This is a genomic window from Nocardia brasiliensis (genome assembly GCF_011801125.1).
GTDB classification, from domain to species: Bacteria; Actinomycetota; Actinomycetes; order Mycobacteriales; family Mycobacteriaceae; genus Nocardia; species Nocardia brasiliensis_C.
In genome coordinates, this window is record NZ_CP046171.1 from 162,857 (window position 1) to 185,562 (window position 22,706).

Genomic DNA, 22,706 nt, shown 5'->3' on the forward strand with positions numbered 1-22,706 from the left:
AAACGGTTGACCTGCGCCGGGCGGGTGCGCATGCTGGCAGTATGCGTTTGCTCTTCTACGGCTGTTGATCCGTCGCAGCGGTGCGGGCCCGGCTGACGGGTAGCACCGGCACTATTCGTTCGCTCGCGGTTCGCGTCGTGCTCTTCAAGGGCACCGGCGACTTGATCCCGCTCTATGCGGTGTACGCCCTGCTGTTCGCCGAGCACGGGCTGAGCACGGGCCAGATCTCCTCGCTGTTCGCGATCTGGTCGATAACCGCGTTCCTGCTGGAGGTGCCGTCGGGCGCGTGGGCCGACACGGTTTCGCGCCGCGCGCTGCTCATCCTCAGCGGTGTCCTGCTGAGTGCCGGATTCCTGCTCTGGACGCTGGTTCCGGCCTATCTGGGCTTCGCTTCGGGATTCGTCTTATGGGGCGCGGCAGGCGCTTTGGCTTCCGGCACGTTCGAGGCGCTGCTGTACGACGATCTCGTCGCCCGCGATGCGCGGGCGGCTTACCCGCGCGTGCTCGGCTACACCCGGGCCGCGGCCGAAGCCGCCGTCGTCATCGGCATCGTCGCGGCCACACCGCTGTACCTCTGGGGTAGTTACGCTCTGATCGGCTGGGCCAGTGTGGGTTTCGCCGTTCTGCACACCATGTTCGCGTGCACGCTGCCGTCCGCTCCCCAATGCGTCTCGGCGGCCGCCGTCGAGGACCTGGAAGGCGAACCGGGCGAGGAGGTTTCAGGCCCGGCGTCGTGCGCTGGTGCGCGCATGTCGAGCACGGGTGCGGGCGATGATTCCGCGATGGCTCCCGTCGCGGTCGTGCGCGCGGCCGACGGGCCGGGGGATTGCCGAAGGGGACGTCCGGTGGCTGCGCCCGGCCCGTTCACCCGCTACCTCGACATGCTGAGAATCGGTGTCGGGGAGGCGGTTCGGGTGCGAGCGGTGTGCAACGGCGTGTTCCTCGGGGCACTGCTGTTCGGCGTAACGGCGTTCGACGAGTACTTCGCGTTGCTGGCCGAGGCTGTCGGTGTCGCGACGGCGGTGGTGCCGTTGCTCGTTGGGCTCACGGTCGTCGGCTCGCTGATCGGCTCGCTGCTGGCCGGACGCACCGAAGGGCTGTCGGCCCGCACCGTGGCCTGCGCCGTCGGCGTCGCGGGAGTCCTGTTCGTCGGCGGTGCGTTGGTCACCGGTCTCGCCGCGTACCACCCGCAGGCGGTGTATCTGCTTGCGGGCCTGGGTTTCACCGCCATCGGGCTTTCCTACGGCATCGTGTACAACGCGGGGATCATCGCCGCGGCCCGGCTCCAAGACGCCATCGACGGACCGGCCCGCGCCACCGTCACCTCGGTCTCCGGTCTGCTCGGGGAGGTGGTCGCGCTGGCGGTCTTCGCCTTCGCGGCCGTGGCCGCCGGCGTCTGGTCCCTTCCGGTAACCGTCGCCCTGCTTGGCGCCACGCTGCTCCCCATGGCCCTGGTCACCCCGGCCTGGCTGCCCCGAAGGCAGGTACCGAGCTCACTCGGTGAGTGAGGCGCCGATCAAATGGCCTGCGGTGAGCAGGAATTGGTCGGTGGAGCGGTCGATCAGCTCGGCGCGGGAGACGGGCAGGGTGCCCGCGAGCCAGCTGTTGGTGGTTTCCCAGAGGCCGCCGAGCAGGTGGGTGGCCGCGAATTCGGCGTGGTCCCCGGCACTTTCGACGATCTGCGCGCCGACCTCGGCGGCGCACACCGCCATCATGATGCCCGCGAAGGAACGCATCACCTCCGCGCGCCGCCGCAGCAGGGCCGGGTTCAGCTGGGCCTCGACCGTGACGATGCGCGCCTTGCGCGGGTCGTCGGCGATGAGGTCGACGGCCGCGGCGATGGCGGCCCTGGTCTTGGCGTGGATGTCGACCGGCGTGGTGACGAACGCGGTGACCACGGCCTGGCCGATCTCGTCCACGATGCGGTCGAACAGCTCGCTGAACACGGTGTCGAGGTCGGCGAAGCTCTCGTAGTAGTACCGCTCGGACAGCTTCGCGCGGGCACACAGCCCGGAGACGGTCAGTTTGGCGAAACCCGAGGTGCCGACGATCTCCTGCGCGGCGTCGAGCAGTGCCACGCGGCGACGCGCGCGCCGCTGTTCGATCGGCACGCCGCCATAGGACCGCGAGGTGGTAGCCACGGCCACCATTCTGGCATAGATCCTTGCCAGATATCTGATTCTGTGGGACGGTCTTGTCAGAATGTGCTCGACCCCGAGCCGAACCTCGACCTGACGGGTGAAGTGCAATGGCGCATGACAACCAGAAACTGCCGACTCCGCAGCTGTTCACGGAGTTCCCGTTCAAGTACGCGGTACCGGTGCTGGCCCCCGGCGACCTGAGCTGCACCGCCGCCCAGCGCGATTCGTTCCGGCGCTTCACCCAGGTCGGTGACCCGCTCGCGGACGACGTGGTGGCGATGTTCAAGCGGCTGCCTGTCGGTGAAGGCCGCCGGATGTTCGAGATCGCGGTGGAACGCGGCATCGACGCGGTGCCGAACCCGCCCGCGGAGCTGACGGCCTTCTTCGACCAGGTCGAGGCGGACCCGTACTGGCTGGACTGGGACAAGATCGACCGCGGTGCCCGGGTCGTCGGCCGCACCAGTGTCTGGGGCGGTATCGCCATGGGCATGTTCGCCCTGATGGGCGGCTACCTCGCCTCCCGCGCGGACAAAACCCTTGTCGGCACCGGCGACCTGGACGCGATGGCGCCGCGCAGGCTCGCCGAAACCACCCAGTGGTGGCTGGACGTGACGACGCCCGGCGGGCTGCGCCGCAATGCCGTCGGCTACAAGAGCGTGCTGCGGGTCCGGTTGATGCACGCGCTGGTGCGGGCGGGCATGAACCGCAGGCCCGACTGGGACTACGAGGCGTGGGATCACCCGGTCAACCAGGTGCTCACCGTCGGCACCCTCGGCCTGTTCTCGATGGCGAATCTGGTCGGTGCCCAAGCACTCGGACTGCGCTTCTCGGCCAAGGAGAAGGACGCGGTGTTCCAGCTCTGGCGCTACGTCGGGTTCCTGCTCGGCATCGACCAGGAGATCCTGCCGACCTGCGAGACCGATACGTGGCGCGCGTTCTGGATTCTCGCCGACACCGAATTCATCCCCGACGCCGATTCGCAGCGCCTGGCCCAGGCGCTCATTCCCGCCGCGGGTGGGCTGTTCATCGACAACACCACCGCGCCGCGCCGGGCGGTCCGTGCCCTGATCACCAGCTACATGGTCGCGTACAGCCGGATCATCCTCGGCCGCAGCAACGCCGACTTCCTCGGCCTGCCCGACAACCGGTTCTTCCAGGGCGCGGTGTTGGCCACCGCCGTCGTGAACGGCGCGCTCGAGGTGCCGCGGCGAATCCTGCCCGGTGCCACCCGGTTCAGCGAGAATCTCGGTGCCCGCGTGCGCACCCGCCTCGTCCGCGGTTCCATCGCCCGCAACGGCGGTGACCGTACCTACGCCCGTCACGACACCTACGCCCGCCCGGTACTGCGCGCGGGATAGTCGGACGCTCCTCCGGCGGCGCGGCGCTATGGCTGGCCGCACCAGGGCTGGGTGGGCGCGCTCGTCTGGCGGCGGGCCACTTTTTTCTGGTTGCGCGCGGTAGGCGGCGGCGCGCGTTATCTTGGCGGCGCGGCACATCGGCTGGCTGCTGTAGGGGTAGGCGGGGTGTTCTTCCGGCTGGCGCTACGGCCGCGCGCAGGACAGTCGGGCGCGCTCTTCTGACGGCGGGGCGTTCTGGCTGGTTACGCGAGGGGAGGCGCGCCTGCTTCCGGCGGCGCTACGGCTGTGCACGGGCCGCGATGGCTACTGCGAGCAGCGTGAGGCCGCCGCCGAGTACCACGGTGCCGGAAAGGCCTGCCGCGGTGGGGGATACGACGTCGAGGGCGATGGAGGTCACGAGCTGACCCGCCACGGAGGTGAGTCCGAGCAGCAGTACCCCGATCCAGCGCACGGTGACGGCGGCCAGCGCGATGAACGCGATGCCGATCACCCCACCCAGGTAAAGCCAAGGCTGCGTGGGGAATTCGGCGGGCGGGCCGGACGTGAGCAGCAGCGCGGCCTCGATCAGGACCAGCGCGACCAGGCCGATCCCGAAGTTGACCGCCGTCGCCGAGAACGGGCCGCCCACCGCGCCGACCCGCCCGTTGACCGCCTGCTGCCAGGCCAGGCCGATCCCGGCCAGCGCGGGCAGCACGACCAGCAGCACGGTCGGCGCGCCGCGCAACGCCTCCGGCACCGAGAGCGGGCCACCCGGTGTCGCGGCGCGGCCAAGCCCCGCGAGCAGAACCGCGACGATCCCGAGGGCCGCGGCCCCGAAGCGCAGCGGGGTGATCGAGGTGCGCCCGCTCGGCGCCACCCCGAGCCGATCGACGACCAGGCTGCTCAACAGCTGTCCCGCGACCGCGGCCACGGTGAACGCGGTGACCCCGATCGCCGCAACGGTCAGCCCCTGACACGCGACGAAGAACGCCCCGCACAGCCCACCGAGCAGCTGCCACGTCGGTAACCGCCCGGTCGTCACCGCGGCACGCACCCGCCCCAATCCGTCGCGCAGCCGCTTGTTCAGCACGAACACGACCGCCAAAACCAGCAACCCCGAACCGAAACTGATCGTCGCGGCCGCGATCCCGTCCTGCAGCCGCGCCCCCAACGCCCCATTGATCCGCCCCTGCACCGCGACCCCCGCCCCGATCGCGAAGGCACACCCCAACCCCACCCGCACCCGACCCGTCACCCCCGGCACGCTACCGCCGCCACCCACTCCCACCCCGAACCACCGCACCGCGTCACCAGTCGGCGCGTCCACCGTCCCGGTGCCTATCGGCAAGGCCTGAGGTATGTCGCAGGCCGTTCCCACACCGCGATCGGTCGGGGCCCAGCCGCTGTCCGTCGCGAGCAGGCGTGGATGTAACTCCGCAGCCCGCCCCCGGGTCCCCGGCTCAGAGCTTGCGCGAGCGCAGCTCGTGCCCCTTCGAGGTCTTGCACCGCCCCGATTCCAGGTCCCACTGCCAACCGTGCAGGTTGCAGGTCAGCGTGTTGCCTTCCACCACACCGAATTTGGAGAGATCCGCCTTCAGGTGCGGGCAGCGCCGCTGCACCTCCCAGCCGGCCAGTTCGGTGGACGCGGAATCGTCGTGCGCCTCGGCGAACCAGCCGTCGGCGTAGGCGATGCGCTCGTCGGTGAGGCATTTGAAGAAGGTGTAGAGGAATTCGTTGTAGCCGCCGATGCGCCACGCCTGGAAGCGGGTGGACAGGAAGATGGTGTTCACCCAGTCCGGTTCCTGGTCGCGCAGCACGGTGCGCACCAGGTCCGGCGCGATGCGGAAGCCGTAGCGGTACTTGCCTTCGCCCTCGATCGGCCCGCGCACCACCCGTTTCGGGAAGTCCAGCACCACTGTCTCGTCGCCGAGTACCAGCCCGACGGGGTAGCCGATGCCGTCGCAGATCAGATCGCTCTGCGCCATGATCGGCTCGAACAGCGCGCGCAGCGGCTCCAGCAGCGGTCCGTCATTCGTTGCCCAGGAGGCTTTTTCGGCGGCCAGCACCGGCGCGAGGCGCTGCGCCATCCGCTCGATGTACTCGGCCTTGTTGTCGTAGATCAGGCCCGGCTCGAACGGATGGGTGAGCTCGAGCTCGCGGCCGCGCACGTCGGCGACCGAGCCTGGGATCATCAGGATCCCGCCCTCGTTGCCGTGGATGCGCATCTGCTCCAGGAACACCATCTGGTCCGGGAAGATGTTGCCTTCGTCGCCGCGATCGTCGTTCAGGTAGCGCAGCTCGTCGTCTAGGAACACCGGCGGGCCGGCCGACGGCACCACCCAGGTCGCGCCGACCTGCTCGATGTAACTGCGGCAGCGGTCCATGCCGCGCTGGCGCTTCTGCTTGCCGAAGTTCGCCTTGGTGCGGTTCGGGATGTCGTAGACCATCGGGTACCAGATCGCGCCCGAGTACTGCAGCAGATGGATGTCGATGTGGCCGAACGCGTCGTGCAGCACGTCCATGTCCACCGGGCGGGCGTCGTTCATGTTGAAGCAGGTGGTCTCGCCGTCGGAGACGACCAGCCCGGAGTCGCCGATCGGGCCGTCGGCGGGGGCGCGCAGCGCGATGATCATGATGTCGAGGTCGCCGCCAGGACCGGTGACGGTGTGCTTGACCGAGTCCTCGGTCTCGAAGAACTTGGTGAAGCCCAGCTTCTCCAGCTCCCGCTTCAGATCCGGCACCGGGTAGTCCGGCAGCAGCACGGTCGCGTCCTTGTTGACGTGCTCGGCCAGGTTCTTCGCGTCGAAGTGGTCGCGGTGCAGGTGCGAGACGTAGAGGAAGTCGCAGTTGCCCAGCTCGTCCCAGTCCAGCTGGGTGTTGTCGGGAAAGGGGAACCACGAGCCGAAGTAGGCCGGATTGACCCACGGATCGCAAAGGATCGACCCGGCCGCGGTGCGGATGTGGAATCCGGCGTGTCCGACGCTGGTGATCTGCACGAGCTGCTCCTCCTGAAGCGTTGCCAGCCATCCAGGGTAATGGCTGCGCCGAGCGGCCCGTCCGGCGGCGTACCGGCGTGGTCACGCCGCATCGGGTGACCACGCCGGTACGCGCGCTAGGACGTCACGTCGCCGATGCAATAGCCCTGCGCCCCCGCGAGCACCGTGAAGGTGCGTGTCTGGGTCACACCGGACGAATTCGTCACCGGCGCTTCGACGGTGAGGTAGTTCCCGCGCAGCGGCTCGGAGCTGATCTCCTGGTCCGCGAACTCGGTCACGCCGGTGAGCTTGCCCGGGTTGTTCGCCAGCGGCGCGGCGACCGGCTTGCCGGTGCCCCGGGGATCCCAGGCCGCGGGTGTGGCCTTGCACACCAGGGGATAGGTGCCTTCCTTGTCGGCCGGGTCCAACGGCTTGCCGACGAATCGGGCCAGGTAGCGGCGCACGGTGTGCCTGGCATCGGCGTCGTTGTACTCGATCTCCGCGCCGCCGCTCGACACCCGGGGACAGGCGTAGCCGGTCTCCAGCGCCGCGCGCTCGACGGTGACCGTGGTGCCGCGATTACGCCAGGTGATGCCGTTCGGGGTGGCCGTGCCCGGCTGCGCGAGCGCGGCGAGCACGGCCTGCTCGTTGCCGTACATCTCGGCGACGTTGCGTGGCGCGACCGTCCAGCACTTGGCCTTCAGCTGCTCGACGGTGCTCGTCGGTAGATCCTCGGCCCAGCGCCGCACGGCCTGCGGTAGTTCCCGCACGGTGCCCGAAGTCGGCACGAGCATCGCGGGCGTGGTCGACGGCGGCACGCTCGGCGTCGCGGCGGCAGGCGTTGTGGTGGCCGCGGCGACCGCGCTCGGTACGTCGTCCTGGGGAATGCCGACCGTGGAGTCGCAGCCCACCAGGGCGAAAGCGCTGGTCACGGCCAAAACGCCGAGCACGGCACGGCGCACGCCCGCCACCCGATGTCCATCCCCCGCTGATTTCTGTTCGCGTCCACACGGTTTCGGTTGGGCGCAGTGCACTTCGACGATCCTCTTCTCTGCCTCCGGCGGCGGGCCGATCAGTCTGTCCCTTGCCGGGCGCGACGCACATGACGAAGGCGCACTGCCGGATGGGACAGTCTGCGACTACGCTAGCGGAATTGTGGAACCCGTCTACCGCACGATCATCGGCCTGGCCCGAACCGTCTTCTTCGTCGAGGGGCTGAAGTTCACCGTCAAAGGCGATGAACATATCCCCGCGCAGGGTGGTGCCGTGCTCGCGGTCAACCACACCGGCTATATGGACTTCACCTACGCGGGGCTGCCGGTGCGCACGCCCAAGCGCTATATCCGGTTCATGGCCAAGAAAGAGGTCTTCGACGACAAGATCTCCGGCCCGATCATGCGTGCGCTCAAGCACATTCCGGTGGACCGGAGCGCGGGGGCCGACTCCTACAAGGCCGCCGTGGCGTATCTGCGCCGCGGTGAGTTGGTCGGCGTCTATCCCGAGGCCACGATCAGCCGCAGCTTCGAGATCAAGGAGTTCAAGTCCGGGGCCGCGCGCATGGCGCTCGAGGCGGACGTGCCGATCATCCCGATCGTCATCTGGGGCGCGCAGCGGGTATGGACCAAGGGCTTCCCGAAGCGTCTGGGTCGCACCAACACACCCATCTCGATCGCGGTCGGCGCGCCCATCGCGCCGTTCGAGCCCGCGTCGGAGCTGACCGCCACGCTGCGCGCGACCATGCAGGAAATGCTGCTCGACCTGCAACAGGACTACGTGCACGAGCCGGGCGCCTACTGGGTGCCCGCTCGCCTCGGCGGTAGCGCTCCTACCCTGGAGGAGGCCGACGCGCTCGACGCCGCCGAGGCCGCGGAGAAGGCCGCACGCAAGAAGTCGGCCACGTAGGCAGCGGAGAGTTCGGATGGCGCGGGAACCGGTTTACGACGTACTCACCGGCCTGGTCCGCACCATATTCCTGGTGCAGGGCCTGCGGATCGATATCGCCGGGCAGGAGCACATCCCGCGCACCGGCGGCGCCGTGCTGGCCGTGAACCACACCGCGTACCTGGATTTCATGGAGGTCGGGCTGGTCGGGCGCAAGTCCGGCCGCAACGTCCGCTACATGATGAAGGCCGAGCTCGAGCACGGCATCGTCGGTTTCTTGATGAAGCACTGCAAGGCGATCGGGGTGGATCGCAGCGCGGGCGCCGAGTCCTACGGCCGTGCGGTGCGGGCGCTGCGCGACGGCGAGCTGGTCGTGGTCTATCCCGAGGCCACCATCAGCCGCAGTTTCGAGCTGAAGGAGTTCAAGTCCGGGGCCGCGCGCATGGCGCTCGAGGCGGACGTGCCGATCATCCCGCTGGTGATCTGGGGCGCGCATCGGGTGTGGACCAAGGACATCCCGAAACGGCTGGGCCGCCACAACTTTCCGATCAACATCCGGATCGGCGCACCCATCCCCGCCACCGAGCCCGCCGAAACCCTCACCGCCACACTGCGTACCGAGATGGGTGAGCTGCTCACCCAGGCTCAGCGTGACTATGCGATGGAGCCCGGCGCCCGCTGGGTACCCGCCCGGCTCGGCGGCACCGCGCCGACCCCCGACCGAGCCGCCGTCCTGGAAGAGGAAGAAATGGCTCGTCGGCGCGCCGCGCGTGAGCACTGACCCTCGAATCACGCAGCCGTGAAACGCCGGACGGGGGCGGCACCTTTCGGTACCGCCCCCGTCCTGGTTCCGGTAGATCACGCGGCGGTGGAACGGAAGCCACGTAGCCGCAGGCTGTTGCTGACGACGAAGACCGACGAGAACGCCATCGCCGCACCGGCCAGCATCGGGTTCAGCAGCCCGGCCATGGCCAGCGGGATCGCGGCCACGTTGTAGGCGAAGGCCCAGAACAGGTTGCCCTTGATGGTGCCGAGTGTCCTGCGGGACAACCGGATCGCGTCGGCGGCGGCACGCAGGTCACCCCGGACCAGGGTGAGGTCGCTCGCCTCGATGGCGACGTCGGTGCCGGTGCCCATGGCCAGGCCGAGGTCGGCCTGTGCCAGCGCCGCGGCATCGTTGACGCCGTCGCCGACCATCGCGACGACCTTGCCCTCGGCTTGCAGCCGCTTGACGGTGTCGACCTTGTCCTGCGGCAGCACCTCCGCGATCACCTCGTCGATGCCGACCTGTGCCGCGATGGCCGCCGCGGCCGCCGTGTTGTCGCCGGTCAGCATGATCGGCGTCAAACCGAGCGCACGCAGCTGCGAAATCGCCTCGGCCGAGGTCGGTTTCACGGCGTCGGCGACGACGAGCACGCCGCGCGCCTTACCGTCCCAGCCCACCGCGACCGCGGTCTTGCCCTCGGCCTCGGCAGCGCGCATGGCCTGTTCGAGGTCGGCATCCAACCGCTGGGACCAGTCCGCGAGCAGCCGGGTCCGCCCGACGAGCACCGCGTGCCCGTCGACCACGCCCTGCACGCCTAGGCCCTCGACGTTCTCGAAGCCCTCGACCGCGGCGAGCGCACCACGTTCTTTGGCGCCCTTCGCAATCGCCTGTGCGATCGGGTGTTCGGACGAATCCTCCAGCGCCCCGGCCAGAGCCAGCACCTCGTCGCTGTCCTCGCCCGCCGCGGCGACCACGTCGAGCAGGGTCATCCGGCCGGTGGTGACGGTGCCGGTCTTGTCCAGCACGATGGTGTCCACCCGCTTGGTTGATTCCAGCACCTCGGGGCCCTTGATCAGGATGCCGAGCTGCGCGCCGCGACCGGTGCCCACGAGCAGTGCGGTCGGCGTGGCCAGCCCGAGCGCGCACGGGCAGGCGATGATCAGCACCGCGACCGCCGCGGTGAAGGCCGCCGCCACGGAACCGCCGGTGCCGAGCCAGAATCCGAGCGTCGCCACCGCCAGGGCCAGCACGATCGGCACGAAGATCCCGGAGATCCGATCGGCCAGCCGTTGCGCCTGCGCCTTGCCGGTCTGCGCGTCCTCGACCAGCTTCGCCATCTGGGCCAGCTGGGTGTCCGAGCCGATCCGGGTGGCGCGCACCACGATTCGGCCGCCGACATTCACCGTCGCGCCGACCACGGTGTCCTCGGGGCCCACCTCGACCGGCACCGATTCGCCGGTCAGCATCGCGGCGTCGACCGCGGACGAACCCTCGACCACCACGCCGTCGGTGGCGATCTTCTCGCCGGGCCGGACCACGAACCGATCGCCGACGACCAACTGCTCCACCGGAATCCGCTGCTCCGTCGCGCCCCGGAGCACCGAGACCTCCTTGGCGCCGAGTTCCAGCAGCGCGCGCAACGCGGCACCGGCCTGTCTCTTGGAACGGGCCTCGAAGTAGCGCCCGGCCAGGATGAAGGTGGTGACGCCCGCCGCGGCCTCCAGGTAGATGCTGCCCGAACCGTCCATCCGGGAGATGGTGAACTCGAACGGGTGCTTCATGCCCGCGGTCCCGGCCGTGCCCCAGAACAGCGCGTACAGCGACCAGCCGAGGGCGGCGAGGGTGCCCATGGACACCAGCGTGTCCATGGTCGCCGTGCCGTGGCGCAGGTTGGCCAACGCCGCCCGGTGGAACGGCAGCGCGCCCCACACCACGACCGGCGCGGCCAGCGTGAGCGAGAGCCACTGCCAATTGGTGAACTGCAGCGCGGGAACCATCGCCATCGCGATCACCGGCACCGTGAGCGCCAGCGAGACCAGCAGTCTGGTGCGCAGTGCGCTGGTCGGATCAGCTTCCGCGGCAGCGGGTTCCGGCTCGGTGGCGGGCAGGGACGCGCGGTAGCCCGCCTGCTCGACGGTGGCGATCAGGTCGGCGGGCGAGACGTCACCGGTGACGTCGACCCGCGCCTTCTCGGTCGCGTAGTTCACCGTCGCCGTGACACCGTCGAGCTTGTTCAGCTTCTTCTCGATGCGGTTGGCGCAGGACGCGCAGGTCATGCCGCCGATCACGAGTTCGACCTGCCCGGTGCCCGGCGGTTGCGTCGCGGTGGTCATTGTGTGCTCCATTCTCTGCGGCACAGTGGTGGATCGGCAGGTCAGTGGCCGTGGCCGGCGGTCTCGTGCGCGCCGTGGCCGTTGGTCGCGGCGGTTTCGTGCCCGTTGGTGGCTGTGCCCGGGGCGACGGTCAGCGTGAATTCCGCGGTGCGGACCACGCCGTTGTGCTGGAAGTCCAGGAACAACCGGTAGTCGCCTGCGGTCGGTGCGGTCACGTAGAACGTGATACCCGGTCCGGCCGGGGTGACGCCGTCGCCGGGTGCGCCCTCCGGGTGCACGTGCAGATAGCCGAGGTCGGTGCTGCGCAGCGCGACCAGGTGACCGTAGGCGCCGAGGTAGGGCTGCAGGTCGGTGACGGGCTTGCCGTCCTTGCCGACGGTCAGCGTGACCTTCGACGCCTGGCCGGGCACGACCGTGCCGTCGAGCGTCGCGGTGTAACCGTCGACCGTGCTGGTCGGCGCGGGCGCGGGCAGCGGCCGCGGGTCGTAGTCGCCCGCGACGCGCAGATCGGTGCCGAGGGTCAGGTTCGCGCCGCCCTCCGGCGTGAAATCGGCGAAGACCCGGTAGTCGCCGGCGCGGGTCAGGTTCAGCGGGACGCTCCAGGTGCCGTCGCCGCCGAGCACCGGGTGCACGTGCTGGAAGCCGGCCATGTCGCGGCGGACCACGATCAGGTGCAGATCCTTGTCGTGTGCGCGGGTGTAGCGGGTGAGCGGCGTGCCGTCCTGGTTCAGAATGCGGAACCGCAGCGGGACCTCCCGTGCCGCGGTGGTGATCGCGGTGTCGAGCCGTAGCGTGTAGCCGTTCTCGGTGTTCATCATTCCTCCAGGTGCTTGGTCGGCGGGGGCAGCGGGCCCGGCCTCGTGCGTCGAATCGGTGGTGGCCGCGTCGGGGCCGAACGCCGCGCCGGTCGCCAGAGCGATACCGAAGACGGCGGCCAGGCCGAGGGCGAAGCCGGCGAACTTGGTGGACGTGTTCATTCGGATGCTCCGTTTCCGGTGTCCAGGTCAGTCGGCGCAGGGGCGGCGCTCGCGGCTCGGGCCGGGAGCGGTCACGGTGGTCGCGGTGCTCATCGGTTTCCTCCTGCGCTGTCGGCTCTCGCCGCTCTCTTCGATGGTTACCATACCCCCCTAGGGTACTAAGTCAAGTCCCGCGCACGACAAAAGACCGCCGCGCGGCACTGCGTGGCGGTCTTTTCGATCGAGGGGGAACTGGTGGCGTGGCCTACTCGGGCGATGCCGCCACCAGTTCCCCCTCGGCGCTACCTGGCGTGGAGGTTGCGGGCCGTCGGGGAGGTCTCGGTGGTCGCGGGGTCGGGGTGGGTGCCGAAGAGGCGATCCGCGGTGCCGGAGGTGGTAACCGTGAACCAGTAGTGCTCGTTCTTGTAGTGGTGGTGCCGATGATTGCGCCAAACCGCCCGATACAGTGCGCCTTTCGGCTTGTAGTCGGTGTGGATCAGGTAGTGGGTCCACTCGTAGCCCAGGCCGAGCACCGTGATGGTCAGCAGGAAGGTCAGCCCGAGCCCGAGGCGCGGAAAAGCGAACAGCGCCAGCGCGATCAGGACCACCACCAGCACCGAGAGGGTCTTGGTCGGGATGAAGATCAGCGGGATGTCGCGCGGATCCACATGATGTTCCCGGTGTTTGCGCGCCAGCTCGCTGTCGATCGCGATCGGGCCGAGCCGGCGCGGCCGCCAATGCAAGACGGTGACGTGCACGACCCACTCGAAAGCGGGGAACACCGCCAGCATCACCACGGGCACCATGGCGTCGCTCACCTGCCAGTCACCGACCAGAATGCGGCCGATCAGCGCCGCGACCAGCGTGCTCCCGATCAGCCACGGCGAGGGATGGCGGAGGAACTCGCGCCACGCCGCGGCGAGCGTGAGGCCCCGGCGCAACGCTCGTTCGTCCCTGCGCACGCGGGCGCGCGGGCTCGTCTCGACCGGATCGCGCTCGGTCGCCGAATCCTGGTCGACGGCGCAATCCGGATGGGGCGGCGTGGGTTTCGTCATGGTTCTTCCTCGATGAAGCGTGATCAGTGGCCGCCGAGGACCTCGATCAGAGCGGTGGTCGCCGGCTCGAGCAGTGCCCGAGCGATATCGGCGGCCTCTTGCGGCCTGCCCGCCGTGATGGCGTCGGCCAATTCGCGATACGCCCCGACATTGCCCACCTCGGCGGACATGATCGGAGCCAACGCCGCGAGCGCGGGTTCATACGCGGCGCGCAACATGTTGAACATCAACCGAAAAACGATCGAATCCGCCGCATCAACCACGTGATCCCAGAAATCCAGCGCCACCCGCTGCCGAGCCACCGGATCCTCTTCCCCCGCAAGCACTTCCACACTCGCCACGAGCGCGTCGAAGGGCGTGGAAGGCGCGCCGTCGGATGTGGTCGGACGAGCGGTGCGCCTTGCGGGCGAAGTTCCCGTGGTGGGTGCGTGTTGGGTCGTGGACCCGGTCGGTGCGGTGGAGGTGGTGGTGACCGAGGCGGCGCGGGCGGCAGGCCCGACGGGTGCGGCTGTGGTGCGGTAGGTCGTGATCCCTTCAGTAGGTGGGGCGGAAGTGGCGCGCACGGTGGGTGCTGTGGTGTCAGCGGTCCCAGTCGATTCGGTAAGTGGGGCCGAGGTGTCGTTACTTGGGGCGGGTTCGGTTGGGGAGGCTGAGGTATCGATGGCTGCGGCGGCACCGTCGACCCCGGGTTCAGTGTGTGCGGGTGAGGTGCCATCGGCTGCGGTGGACAGTGTTGCGGCGTCGGTGGCCGCGGTGGAATCGCTGGCGGTTGGTTCGCCTAGTGCGGTGGGGGTGTCGGAGGCGGAGGGTCCGACGGGTGCGGCGGCACCGTCGACCGCAGGTTCGGTGTGTGCGGGTGAGGTGCCATCGGCTGCGGTGGACAGTGTTGCGGCGTCGGTGGCCGCGGTGGAATCGCTGGCGGTTGGTTCAGCGAGCGTGGGCGAAGCGCCACTGGCGGCGGCGCGGGCGGCGGCCAGCTCAGCGACCTTGGGCCCGTTGTGCAGTCGCGCCTCCAGGATGCTGCGCGCCACGGCGGGGTCCAGCTCACCGGCCTGCACCAGCAGCCGCGGCAACACCTCCAGCCCGGCGCCGCGCCGATAGTCCAGCACGGTCGTCGCATCCCCTTGCCGCACCGACACCAGCCCCGCCGCCGCCAGCCGCTGCAACGCCTCCCGCACCGCTGGTCGTGACACCCCCAATGCCTCTGCCAACTGCCGCTCACTGGGCAGCGTCGCCCCCGGAGCCAGCTCCCCACTCAACACATCCGCCACGATCTGCTCGAAGACATCCCCCGACACCGACCGCTTGACCACAGGTTGCAACGCCATACCCCCACTCTCCGCCAAAGAGGTAAGGAGGTCAAGTGGTCAGACCAATTCACTTCTACCCGCGTCCTCCGTCACCCCGAGGAGGCTCAAAGCGCCTGCACCAGCACAGCCGCAGCTCGACACCACATCGCGACGCCGGAGACCACAAGGGAATTTCGCGGCAGGCAAGGCGCAGGTTTGATCACCGGCTGGCGTTTCGACGCCTCCACCGAGCCGACCACACCGCCGGATCTACCGTGGGTGCGTCCGGTCATCGATCGGGTGAACGTCGAGAGCATCAGCCAACGGACCAGAAATCGCCCCGACCCCCGAAGCCCCAAGCGCATGCGCCCACACGCAGCCCACGGGCGCGCCATCTGTTGGTCAGCTGATCACCAGGTAATGGTGGCGCAGGCTACTCGCACGTTGCCGCCACCATTACCTGGTGATCAATTGTCCAGCAACGCATTCGAGCCCCGACGGTACCCACCGGCCTGGATAGACGCATACCGGCTCACGGACGGATTCAGTGGCTGGCATCCACCGTTCGAGGGCAGGCATGGTCGACCTAGGACGCGTGTGCGTCGGTTCGCCAGGGGAGAAGCACCGCGCTGGTGAGAAGGATGACGGCGGCGCAGGCCAGGGCCGTGCGAACGCTGGTGGCGGCGGCCAGGAGACCGCCGAGCGCGATGAAGAGGGGCTGGCAGGCGCGGGCGCTGATCGACCATGCGAGGCCCACCCGGGACATGTACTGGTCGGCGGTGGCGCGCATGCGGAAGGTGGTGAACACCGGGTTGAAGACACCCGCGCAGAACAGCAGCATTGTTTCCGCGCCGATGATGACGATCAGTCCGACCGGACCGGGTTCGGCGAGCAACAGCAATCCCATCCAGCAGGTGCGCAGTACACCGAAGCCGAGCAGTACCGCGCGCGCACCGAGACGGGTCACAAAGGCGTTGGTCAGCAGCGAGCCGAGCACACCGCCGAAGGTGGGCAGACCGAGTGCCAGACCGTATTGCCATGGCGCAAGGTGCAGTTCACGCAGCATGAGCAGCGCCAGCAGGGGGCCGCTGAGCCGGATCGCCCCGCCGAAGACCATGGCGTTCCAGAACAACGCGTGCAATGTGCGGTGCCGGAAGATGTAGGACCAGCTGCCACCGAGCTCAGCAGTCCATCGGCGTTCGACCGGCGCCACCGGTGGCTCGGGCTCGGGTGCGCGCAGGGAGCGAATCCCCAACGCGGACAACAGGAAGCTGACCGCGTCGAGCAAGACCGCGGCGCCGGCACCGAACACCCCGATGAGTACACCGCCGAGCGGTGCGCCGAGTCCGCCCACCGTCCACGCGGTCGTTTCGAATCTGCTGTTCGCCGTGGTGAGCAGCGAGGTGGGCACCAGAGCCTTGAGGTGGGCGCCGCTGGCCGCACTGAAGACCATGGCGCCCAGTACCTGTGCTGTGGCCACGAAACACAGCTGTCCGTAACTCAATACACCGAACAACATCGCCGCGGGCACCGTCGCGAGCGCGCCGAAGCTCAGCAGATCCGCACCGATCATGATCGGCCGCTTTCGGCGGAACTCGACGAACGGCCCCAGTGGCAGGGCGACCACGGCCCCCACCACTGCCGATAACGCCGCAAGCAGCGCGACCCGAAAGTTCGACACCTCCAACACCGAGATCGCGATCAACGGCAAAGCGCCCATGCTGAGCGCACTTCCGAGCTGGCTGACCGCGAACGCACCCCACAACCGCCGAAAGTCGGTGGACAGTCTCGGTTCCACGCTCGCATCCGACCGCACCACCGAGCCCCCGATCCACTACCGAAACGCGTCAACACGCCACGCTGCCGTCCAGCGGGGACTGTACTGGTGGCGCTGCCTCCGAATCGGCACGCGGCGTGGGGCGCCGCCGTCGAATCGACTTTCCCGCGAAGGACGGCTCAGCACCGGCACGCAGCGTAAGAGCGTGGCAACCGAATCGACTTTCCGCGCGCGCCGCTCAGTCCGACAGCAATGCGCACGTAGGACGCTCGCCGCATGGCGCGCGTGGGCAACAGCCGTGGCGCGCGGGCGGCGCGAGTTCGGCCCCGGACGGGCCGCACCCGCCTGGTTCGAGCGGGAAGAAGTATCGCGGTAGTCCACCGGTAGCGGCGGGGTCAGCTGGGGTCGGAGCCTTGGATGGCGGACAGCCAGAGGGCGGCGGAGGCGGCGACGGTGGTGGCGGCGAAGAAGGTGAGTAGGTCGCCGCCGTCGAGGTAGATCCAGAGGAGGGCGGCGAAGGGGGCGGCGACGGTGGGTTGGGCGTCGAAGAGCAGGCGGCGGCGCAGGCGGGTGGCGGTGTGGACCGGGGCGTCGGGGTCGGGGCGGGACGGGTTGTCGATGAGTCGTCCGGGCGGTTCGGTGGCGCGGATGCGGCCCGAGGGGTACAGGCGGTGGCCGGCGAGATACACGGTGCGGTCGGTGATTTCGGCCCGGCCCTCGGTGCACGTCATGAGTCGCGGGTCGAAGTAGACGGGAAGCCAACGGGGCCTGCCGGTTCCGCTGATCTCCAACCAGGACCGGCTGACCAGCCGATACTGCTGCCGGATCCGCGAAACGCCGACCGTGCGCGCGGTTGCGGCGGGCCAGAAGGCGAAAACCCCACGCGCGACCCCGATCCGGTAGCCGGAGTAGCCGATGATCCCGAGCGCCACCGCCGCGAGCGCCGCCACCTGGTCCGGATCGCCGAACGGCGCCCAGGCGAAGCAAACCGCCAGGGCGCCGATCGTCACTGCGAGGGGATAGGCCAGGGGGTGGCCTGATCCGAATTTCACTTCAAGAAGCCGACTTTCGTGTAGTCGACCGAGGCGAGGCCGAACGCGCCGTAGTTGGCGAGGTTGTCGCGCACCGCGACGGCGCCCGGCGACTGGACGATCGGCAGCGAGAAGCCTTCCTCGAAGATCATCCGGTCGGCCTTGTTCGCCAGTTCCACGGCCTTCTGCGGGTCGAGTTCCGAAATGACCTCTTCGATCAGCGCGTTCAGTTCCGGCGTGCCGATCTTGCCCTTGTTGCTTTGCGGGAGCGCGGGATCATAGGCGTAGATCTGCGGCAGCGCGCCGAGCGGGAAGATGCTTCCGGACCAGGTGAACTGAACGATATCGAAGTTGCCGGGGTCGACGACGTCGGTGAACAAGCCGTTGCCGGGAACCGTCTGAATGACGAGCTTGACGCCGACCTTCGCCAGGTTCTGCTGGGCGATCTGCGCGATCTGCACCCAGGCATCCTGCTGGTACATCACATCGCGGATCTCGAGCTTGCGGCCATCCTTTTCCCGGACGTCTCCGTTGAGTTTCCAGCCCAGCTCGTCGAGCATCCGCGCGGCGGCATCGGGGTCATAGCTCACCGCGGCGGAATTGTCCTGGTAGCCCTTCTGGCCTTCCATGAAGATGTGGTTGTTCAGTGGCTTCGGATCCTGCACCACACCGTTCTGCGTCGCGGTCGCGATGCCCTGCCGGTCGATCGCCTTCGAGATCGCCACGCGCAGTTTCGGATCCTCGAGGATCGAGCCGGGCGCGCCGTTGAAGGTGAAGTGGGAGAAGGTCGGCCGCGGCGCCCGGCGCACCTTGATGCCCGGCGAGTTGGTCGCGGTCTTGACCTCATCGATGCCGGACACGGTGGCGTAGTCGAGCTCGTTGTTCTGCAACGCGCTCATCCGCGCGGAGTAGTCGAGCACGCTGAAGGTGACGGTATCGAGTTTGGGGGTGTCGCCCCACCATTTCGGGTTCCGGCTCAGCACGATTCGCTGCTGCGCCTTGTCGATCGAGGTGATGATGAACGGGCCGGACGACACCGGAAGGCTGTTGCGGTCGACGTCGTTGAACGCCTGCGGCGTCGCCATCGACGCTTTCGGGTAGAGCGGATTGAACAGGCCCTGCCATTCCGCGTAGTGCTTCGCGAAGGTGACGATGGCCTGCCGGTCGTCGACGCCGCGTTCCACCTTCTCGACTCGGCTGTAGCCCTGGGTCGCCGCCACCTGGAATTCGTTGTTGCGTCCGCTCAGCGCCTCGGCTTGCGCCCGCATGTCTTCCCAGGTGATCGGCGACCCGTCCGACCAGATCGCCTTGGGGTTGATGGTGTAGGTGATCTGCTGCGGTTCGGTGCCGGTCAGCTTCACGTCGGTGAAATAGTTGTGGTCGACCGAGATTTCACCGGCCGCGTTCGAGGTGACCGTGCCCGGCAGCGTCCACGAGACCAGATCCGAGGCCTCACCAGTGGAATCGACGTGATGGGCGTTGAACGTCGCCGGGAAACTGGTGAGGGTGAGCCGCAGATTGCCGCCGTCGCGCAGCTCGCTCGCGTCCTTCGGATTGATGTCGTTGACCTGGCCGATGCCGACCGAACTCGTTTCCGGCTCATCGCCCGAACCACAGCCGGCGACGATCAGCGCCAAGGCGATGGCAGGTGCGGCGCACCGCACGCCGATCGAACGGATACTGCGAGACTTTCGTGCGGGTGAATTCATTTCACGAATCCGATCTCCGAGCGGTCGTAGGGGCAAGTCATTTCACGAATCCGATCTTGGTGTAGTCGTAGGACGCCAGCCCGGCAGCCCCATAGTTGGCGAGGTCGGCGCGCACGCCGACGTTGCCCGGGGTTTGGTAGAGCGGCAGCGAGTGTCCTTCTTCGAAGATCTTGCGGTCGACCTCGTTGGCGAGTTCGATCACCTTCTGCGGATCGAGTTCGGACACGGTGCGTTCGATGAGCGCGTTGAGTTCCGGTGAACCGATGCGGCCGTAGTTGCCTTGCAGATCGTCGGGGTTGTAGGCGAAGACCTGCGCCAGGTCGCCGATCGGGAACGCGTCGCCGACCAGCGAGAACTGGGCGACGTCGAAGTTGCCCGGCCGGATGACATCGGTGAAAAGGCCTTGCGCGGGCCGGGTGTCGATGATGAGCTTGACGCCGACCTGGGCCAGGTTCTGCTGCATGATCTGCGCCATCTGAATCCAGCCCTGGCTGTTGAGCATGACGTCGCGGATCTCGAGCTTGCGCCCGTCTTTCTCCCGGACGTCGCCGTTGAGCTTCCAGCCGAGTTCGTCGAGCATCCGCGCGGCCGCCGCGGGGTCGTAGGCGACGGGCGCCGAATTGTCTTGGTAGCCGACCTGTCCGGCGAGGAAGACGTGACTGTTCAGCGGCTTCGGATCTTCCACCATGCCGTTGTGGATGGCGGTGACGATGCCCTGCCGGTCGATGGCCTTCGAGATCGCCACGCGCAGTTGGCGATCGGCGAGGATGGCGCCGGGCGCCCCGTTGAAGCGAAGGTGGCCCCAGAAGTTGCTGGTCGCCCGGCGGATCGCGATGCCGGGGGTGTTCTTCGCGGTGCGCACGTCGTCGATGGTGCCGAGGCCGACGGCATCGATCTCGTTGTTCTGCAGCGCGGGCACCATCGCGGCGGGGTCGAGCACGCTGAAGGTGATGGTGTCGAGCTTCGGCTCGGCACCCCACCATTTCGGATTGTGGCCGAGCACCACCCGTCGCTGGGTCCGGTCGACCGACTGCACGACGAACGGCCCTGCGGTCAGGGTGATTCCGTTGATCAGGCTCTTGTTGAACGCCTCGGGATCCGCGGTCACCGACCGGTGGAACAGGAACGCTTCCCCGGCGAACTGCCCCTGCCATTCGGCGTAGGGCTGCTTGAAGGTGATGACGGCCTGCCGGTCGTCGACGCCGCGTTCGACTTTGGCCACTCGATCGAAGCCGAACGACTGCGCGACCAGGAACCGTTTGTCGGCGCCGTTCAACGCCGCACCCTGAGCACGCATGTCCTCCCAGGTGATCGGCGAGCCGTCGGACCATACCGCCTTCGGGTTGATCGTGTAGGTGACGACCTGCGGGTCGGTGCTGGTGAGCTGGATATCGGTGAAGTAGTCGGTGTCGATGCTGAGCTTGCCTGCGGCATCGGTCCGGTACGCGCGTGGCATGGTCGGCCGCAGGATGCTGCTGATCGTGGCGTCGTTGCCGTCGATGGACAGCGTGTTCCAATTCTCCGGAATCGCCGAGATCGCCAGCCGCAGGTTGCCGCCGTCGCGTAACTCGTCGCGCTCCTTGGGATTGATGTCGTTGGTCGTGCTCAACGCGCCCGTCTCGCCCTGCGCATGACCGGTGTCGTCGGAACTCGCGCAACCGCTGACGAGCAGACCGAGCGCGACCATCGGAACGGCGAATCGGGTTGCGGCCGAACGTCGCCACAGGGACGTCCGACCGCGGGCTATGGTATGGCTCACTGCACGAATCCGATCTTGGTGTAGTCGTAGGACGCCAGCCCCGGCGAGCCGAAGTTGGCGATATCGGCGCGCACGCCCCAGTTGCCTTCGGACTGGGTCAGTGGCAGCGAATGTCCCTCCTCGAACACCTTCCGGTCCACCTCGTTGGCGAGTGCGATCGCCTTCTGCGGATCCAGTTCGGACAGGGTGCGATCGATGAGGTCGTTGAGTTCCGGTGAGCCGATCTGACCGAAGTTGTTCTGCCAGTCGCCGGGATGGAACCCGTAGGTCTGCGGGATGCTGCTGAACGGGAACGCGTCACCGACGTAGATGAACTGCGCGGCGTCGAAGTTGCCCGGGATGATCACGTCGGTGAAGTAGCCCGCGCCCGGTTTGGTGTCGATGATGAGCTTGACGCCGATCTGGGCGAGGTTCTGCTGGATGATCTGCGCGATCTGCACCCAGACGTCGTCCTTGTACATGACGTCGCGGATCTCGAGCTTGCGGCCGTCCTTTTCCCTGGTGTCGCCGTTGAGCTTCCAGCCGAGCGCGTCGAGTTCCTTTGCCGCGGCGGCGGGGTCGTAGCCGAGGCTGTTGTCCTGGTAGCCCTTCTGCCCTTCCAGGAAGACGTGGTTGTTCAGCGGCTTCGGCTGCTCAACCAGGCCGTTCTGCACAGCGCTCGCGATGCCCTGCCGGTCGATCGCCTTCGAGATCGCCACGCGCAGCGCGGGATCGGCGAGGATGGAGCCGGGGGCGCCGTTGAAGGTGATGTGGCGCCAGCGATTACCCGGCGCGCGCCGGATGGCGACGTCCTTGGACCGCCGCAGCGTCGTCACGTCGTCGAGGGTGCGCAGCTGCGCGGCATCGAGCTCGTTGTTCTGCACGGCCTGTACCCAGGCGGTGCTGTCGAGCACGCTGTAGGTGATGGTGTCGAGCCTGGGTTTGTCGCCCCACCAGTTCGGGTTGCGGCCCAGCACGATTCGGCCCTGCCCGCGATCGGTCGACTGGACCAGGAACGGGCCCGCGGTCGGCCCCATGGTGTCGATCAGGCCCTTGTTGAAGGTCTCCGGATCGGCGGTGACCGACTTGGGGAACAGCGACATGTTCCCGGCGAACTGTCCGCGCCACTCGGTGAACGGCTGTTTGAACGTGATGACCGCCTGCCGGTCGTCCACCCCGCGCTCCACCTTCGCCACCCGGTCGAAGCCGACCGTGATGGCGATCAGGTAGCGCTTGTCGGTGCCGTCGAGTGCCTTCGCCTGGGACGCGATGTCTTCCCAGGTGATCGGGTTGCCGTCGGACCACACGGCTTTCGGGTTGATCGTGTAGGTGACCACCTGCGGGTCGGTACTGGTGAGCTGCACGTCGGTGAAATAGTCGGTGTCGACGGTGAACTCGCCCGCGGCGTTCGTGCGGAACGCCCTCGGCATCAGCGGCCGTTCGATGTCGGCGATTTCGGCGTCGTTGCCGTCCACCGACAGCGTGTTCCAGTTCGCCGGGAACGCCGTGGTCGGCAGCCGCAGGTTGCCGCCGTCGCGCAGCTGCGCGGGGTCCTTCGGGTTGATGTCGCTGGTGCTGCCGATCGCGCTGGTCACACCGCTGGCCGAGTCGGCGTCGTCGGTGCCGCAACCCGTCACGACAAGGGCCAGCGCGACCAGCGGTATCGCGCAGCGCAGTGCTAACTCTCGGCTCGATCGGACCCTCATCGCGCTCCCCTT

16 protein-coding genes and 2 pseudogenes are annotated in these 22,706 nt (G+C 68.2%); 4 read left to right on the forward strand and 14 right to left on the reverse strand.

What is annotated here, in order from left to right; all coding sequences use genetic code 11:
- The first annotated feature begins 137 nt into the window (after window positions 1-137).
- Window positions 138-1,508, forward strand: a complete 1,371-nt coding sequence (locus tag F5X71_RS00845; protein ID WP_238815657.1) for an MFS transporter — start codon at window positions 138-140, stop codon at window positions 1,506-1,508.
- On the opposite strand, the gene F5X71_RS00850 is transcribed toward F5X71_RS00845, so the two are convergent.
- Window positions 1,494-2,141, reverse strand: coding sequence for a TetR/AcrR family transcriptional regulator (locus tag F5X71_RS00850; protein WP_238815658.1), 648 nt, complete (start codon window positions 2,139-2,141; stop codon window positions 1,494-1,496). The two genes, F5X71_RS00845 and F5X71_RS00850, sit on opposite strands and share 15 nt — an antisense overlap.
- A gap of 107 nt (window positions 2,142-2,248) precedes the next feature.
- Between F5X71_RS00850 and F5X71_RS00855 the strand changes: the two genes are divergently transcribed.
- Window positions 2,249-3,499 (forward strand): oxygenase MpaB family protein, encoded by a 1,251-nt coding sequence (locus F5X71_RS00855; RefSeq protein ID WP_167460224.1) that lies wholly within the window; start codon window positions 2,249-2,251, stop codon window positions 3,497-3,499.
- Between the two features lie 277 nt (window positions 3,500-3,776).
- Here the strand turns inward: F5X71_RS00855 and F5X71_RS00860 are convergent, their stop codons facing one another.
- The 3 genes from F5X71_RS00860 to F5X71_RS00870 form a co-directional block, all read right to left on the reverse strand.
- Window positions 3,777-4,733, reverse strand: coding sequence for a DMT family transporter (locus F5X71_RS00860; protein ID WP_167460225.1), 957 nt, complete (start codon window positions 4,731-4,733; stop codon window positions 3,777-3,779).
- Window positions 4,734-4,938: 205 nt separating this feature from the next.
- On the reverse strand, window positions 4,939-6,474 hold the full coding sequence (locus tag F5X71_RS00865; RefSeq protein ID WP_167460226.1) for a Rieske 2Fe-2S domain-containing protein: 1,536 nt from the start codon (window positions 6,472-6,474) through the stop codon (window positions 4,939-4,941).
- A gap of 116 nt (window positions 6,475-6,590) precedes the next feature.
- Window positions 6,591-7,424: a hypothetical protein gene (locus F5X71_RS00870; RefSeq protein ID WP_238815659.1), complete on the reverse strand. Its 834-nt coding sequence runs from the start codon at window positions 7,422-7,424 to the stop codon at window positions 6,591-6,593.
- Between the two features lie 184 nt (window positions 7,425-7,608).
- On the opposite strand from F5X71_RS00870, the gene F5X71_RS00875 reads away from it, so the two are divergent.
- Window positions 7,609-8,355, forward strand: coding sequence for a lysophospholipid acyltransferase family protein (locus F5X71_RS00875; RefSeq protein ID WP_167460227.1), 747 nt, complete (start codon window positions 7,609-7,611; stop codon window positions 8,353-8,355).
- A gap of 16 nt (window positions 8,356-8,371) precedes the next feature.
- The gene (locus tag F5X71_RS00880) at window positions 8,372-9,115 is read left to right on the forward strand and encodes a lysophospholipid acyltransferase family protein (RefSeq protein ID WP_167460228.1); all 744 of its coding nucleotides are present in this window, start codon (window positions 8,372-8,374) and stop codon (window positions 9,113-9,115) included.
- 77 nt (window positions 9,116-9,192) lie between these two features.
- On the opposite strand, the gene F5X71_RS00885 is transcribed toward F5X71_RS00880, so the two are convergent.
- From F5X71_RS00885 to F5X71_RS00930, 10 genes and pseudogenes are all read right to left on the reverse strand, one after another.
- Window positions 9,193-11,433: a heavy metal translocating P-type ATPase gene (locus F5X71_RS00885; RefSeq protein WP_167460229.1), complete on the reverse strand. Its 2,241-nt coding sequence runs from the start codon at window positions 11,431-11,433 to the stop codon at window positions 9,193-9,195.
- A 41-nt stretch (window positions 11,434-11,474) separates the two neighbouring features.
- Window positions 11,475-12,410, reverse strand: coding sequence for a hypothetical protein (locus F5X71_RS00890; protein ID WP_167460230.1), 936 nt, complete (start codon window positions 12,408-12,410; stop codon window positions 11,475-11,477).
- A gap of 281 nt (window positions 12,411-12,691) precedes the next feature.
- Window positions 12,692-13,444, reverse strand: a complete 753-nt coding sequence (locus F5X71_RS00895; RefSeq protein ID WP_428981431.1) for a sterol desaturase family protein — start codon at window positions 13,442-13,444, stop codon at window positions 12,692-12,694.
- Between the two features lie 23 nt (window positions 13,445-13,467).
- Window positions 13,468-13,788: pseudogene (locus F5X71_RS36760) on the reverse strand (FCD domain-containing protein); the annotation flags it as partial.
- A 618-nt stretch (window positions 13,789-14,406) separates the two neighbouring features.
- Window positions 14,407-14,772: pseudogene (locus F5X71_RS00905) on the reverse strand (FadR/GntR family transcriptional regulator); the annotation flags it as partial.
- A 547-nt stretch (window positions 14,773-15,319) separates the two neighbouring features.
- Complete coding sequence (locus F5X71_RS00910) at window positions 15,320-16,531, reverse strand: MFS transporter (protein WP_238815660.1); 1,212 nt, start codon at window positions 16,529-16,531, stop codon at window positions 15,320-15,322.
- A 374-nt stretch (window positions 16,532-16,905) separates the two neighbouring features.
- Window positions 16,906-17,520 carry a hypothetical protein gene (locus F5X71_RS00915; RefSeq protein WP_238815661.1) on the reverse strand — a complete coding sequence of 205 codons (615 nt, stop codon included), beginning with the start codon at window positions 17,518-17,520 and terminating at the stop codon, window positions 16,906-16,908.
- Window positions 17,521-17,558: 38 nt separating this feature from the next.
- On the reverse strand, window positions 17,559-19,250 hold the full coding sequence (locus F5X71_RS00920) for an ABC transporter family substrate-binding protein (RefSeq protein WP_238815662.1): 1,692 nt from the start codon (window positions 19,248-19,250) through the stop codon (window positions 17,559-17,561).
- Window positions 19,251-19,287: 37 nt separating this feature from the next.
- Window positions 19,288-20,937: an ABC transporter family substrate-binding protein gene (locus F5X71_RS00925; protein WP_428981432.1), complete on the reverse strand. Its 1,650-nt coding sequence runs from the start codon at window positions 20,935-20,937 to the stop codon at window positions 19,288-19,290.
- A gap of 68 nt (window positions 20,938-21,005) precedes the next feature.
- Window positions 21,006-22,694, reverse strand: coding sequence for an ABC transporter family substrate-binding protein (locus F5X71_RS00930; protein ID WP_167460232.1), 1,689 nt, complete (start codon window positions 22,692-22,694; stop codon window positions 21,006-21,008).
- Window positions 22,695-22,706 lie beyond the last annotated feature (12 nt).

Coding starts and splice junctions, on each gene's coding strand:
- F5X71_RS00855 (WP_167460224.1), top strand. CDS start 2,249: ATGGCGCATGACAACCAGAAACTGCCGACTCCGCAGCTGTTCACGGAG.
- F5X71_RS00880 (WP_167460228.1), top strand. CDS start 8,372: ATGGCGCGGGAACCGGTTTACGACGTACTCACCGGCCTGGTCCGCACC.
- F5X71_RS00885 (WP_167460229.1), bottom strand. CDS start 11,433: ATGACCACCGCGACGCAACCGCCGGGCACCGGGCAGGTCGAACTCGTG.
- F5X71_RS00890 (WP_167460230.1), bottom strand. CDS start 12,410: ATGAACACGTCCACCAAGTTCGCCGGCTTCGCCCTCGGCCTGGCCGCC.
- F5X71_RS00895 (WP_428981431.1), bottom strand. CDS start 13,444: ATGACGAAACCCACGCCGCCCCATCCGGATTGCGCCGTCGACCAGGAT.
- F5X71_RS00920 (WP_238815662.1), bottom strand. CDS start 19,250: ATGAATTCACCCGCACGAAAGTCTCGCAGTATCCGTTCGATCGGCGTG.
- F5X71_RS00925 (WP_428981432.1), bottom strand. CDS start 20,937: ATGGTCGCGCTCGGTCTGCTCGTCAGCGGTTGCGCGAGTTCCGACGAC.
- F5X71_RS00930 (WP_167460232.1), bottom strand. CDS start 22,694: ATGAGGGTCCGATCGAGCCGAGAGTTAGCACTGCGCTGCGCGATACCG.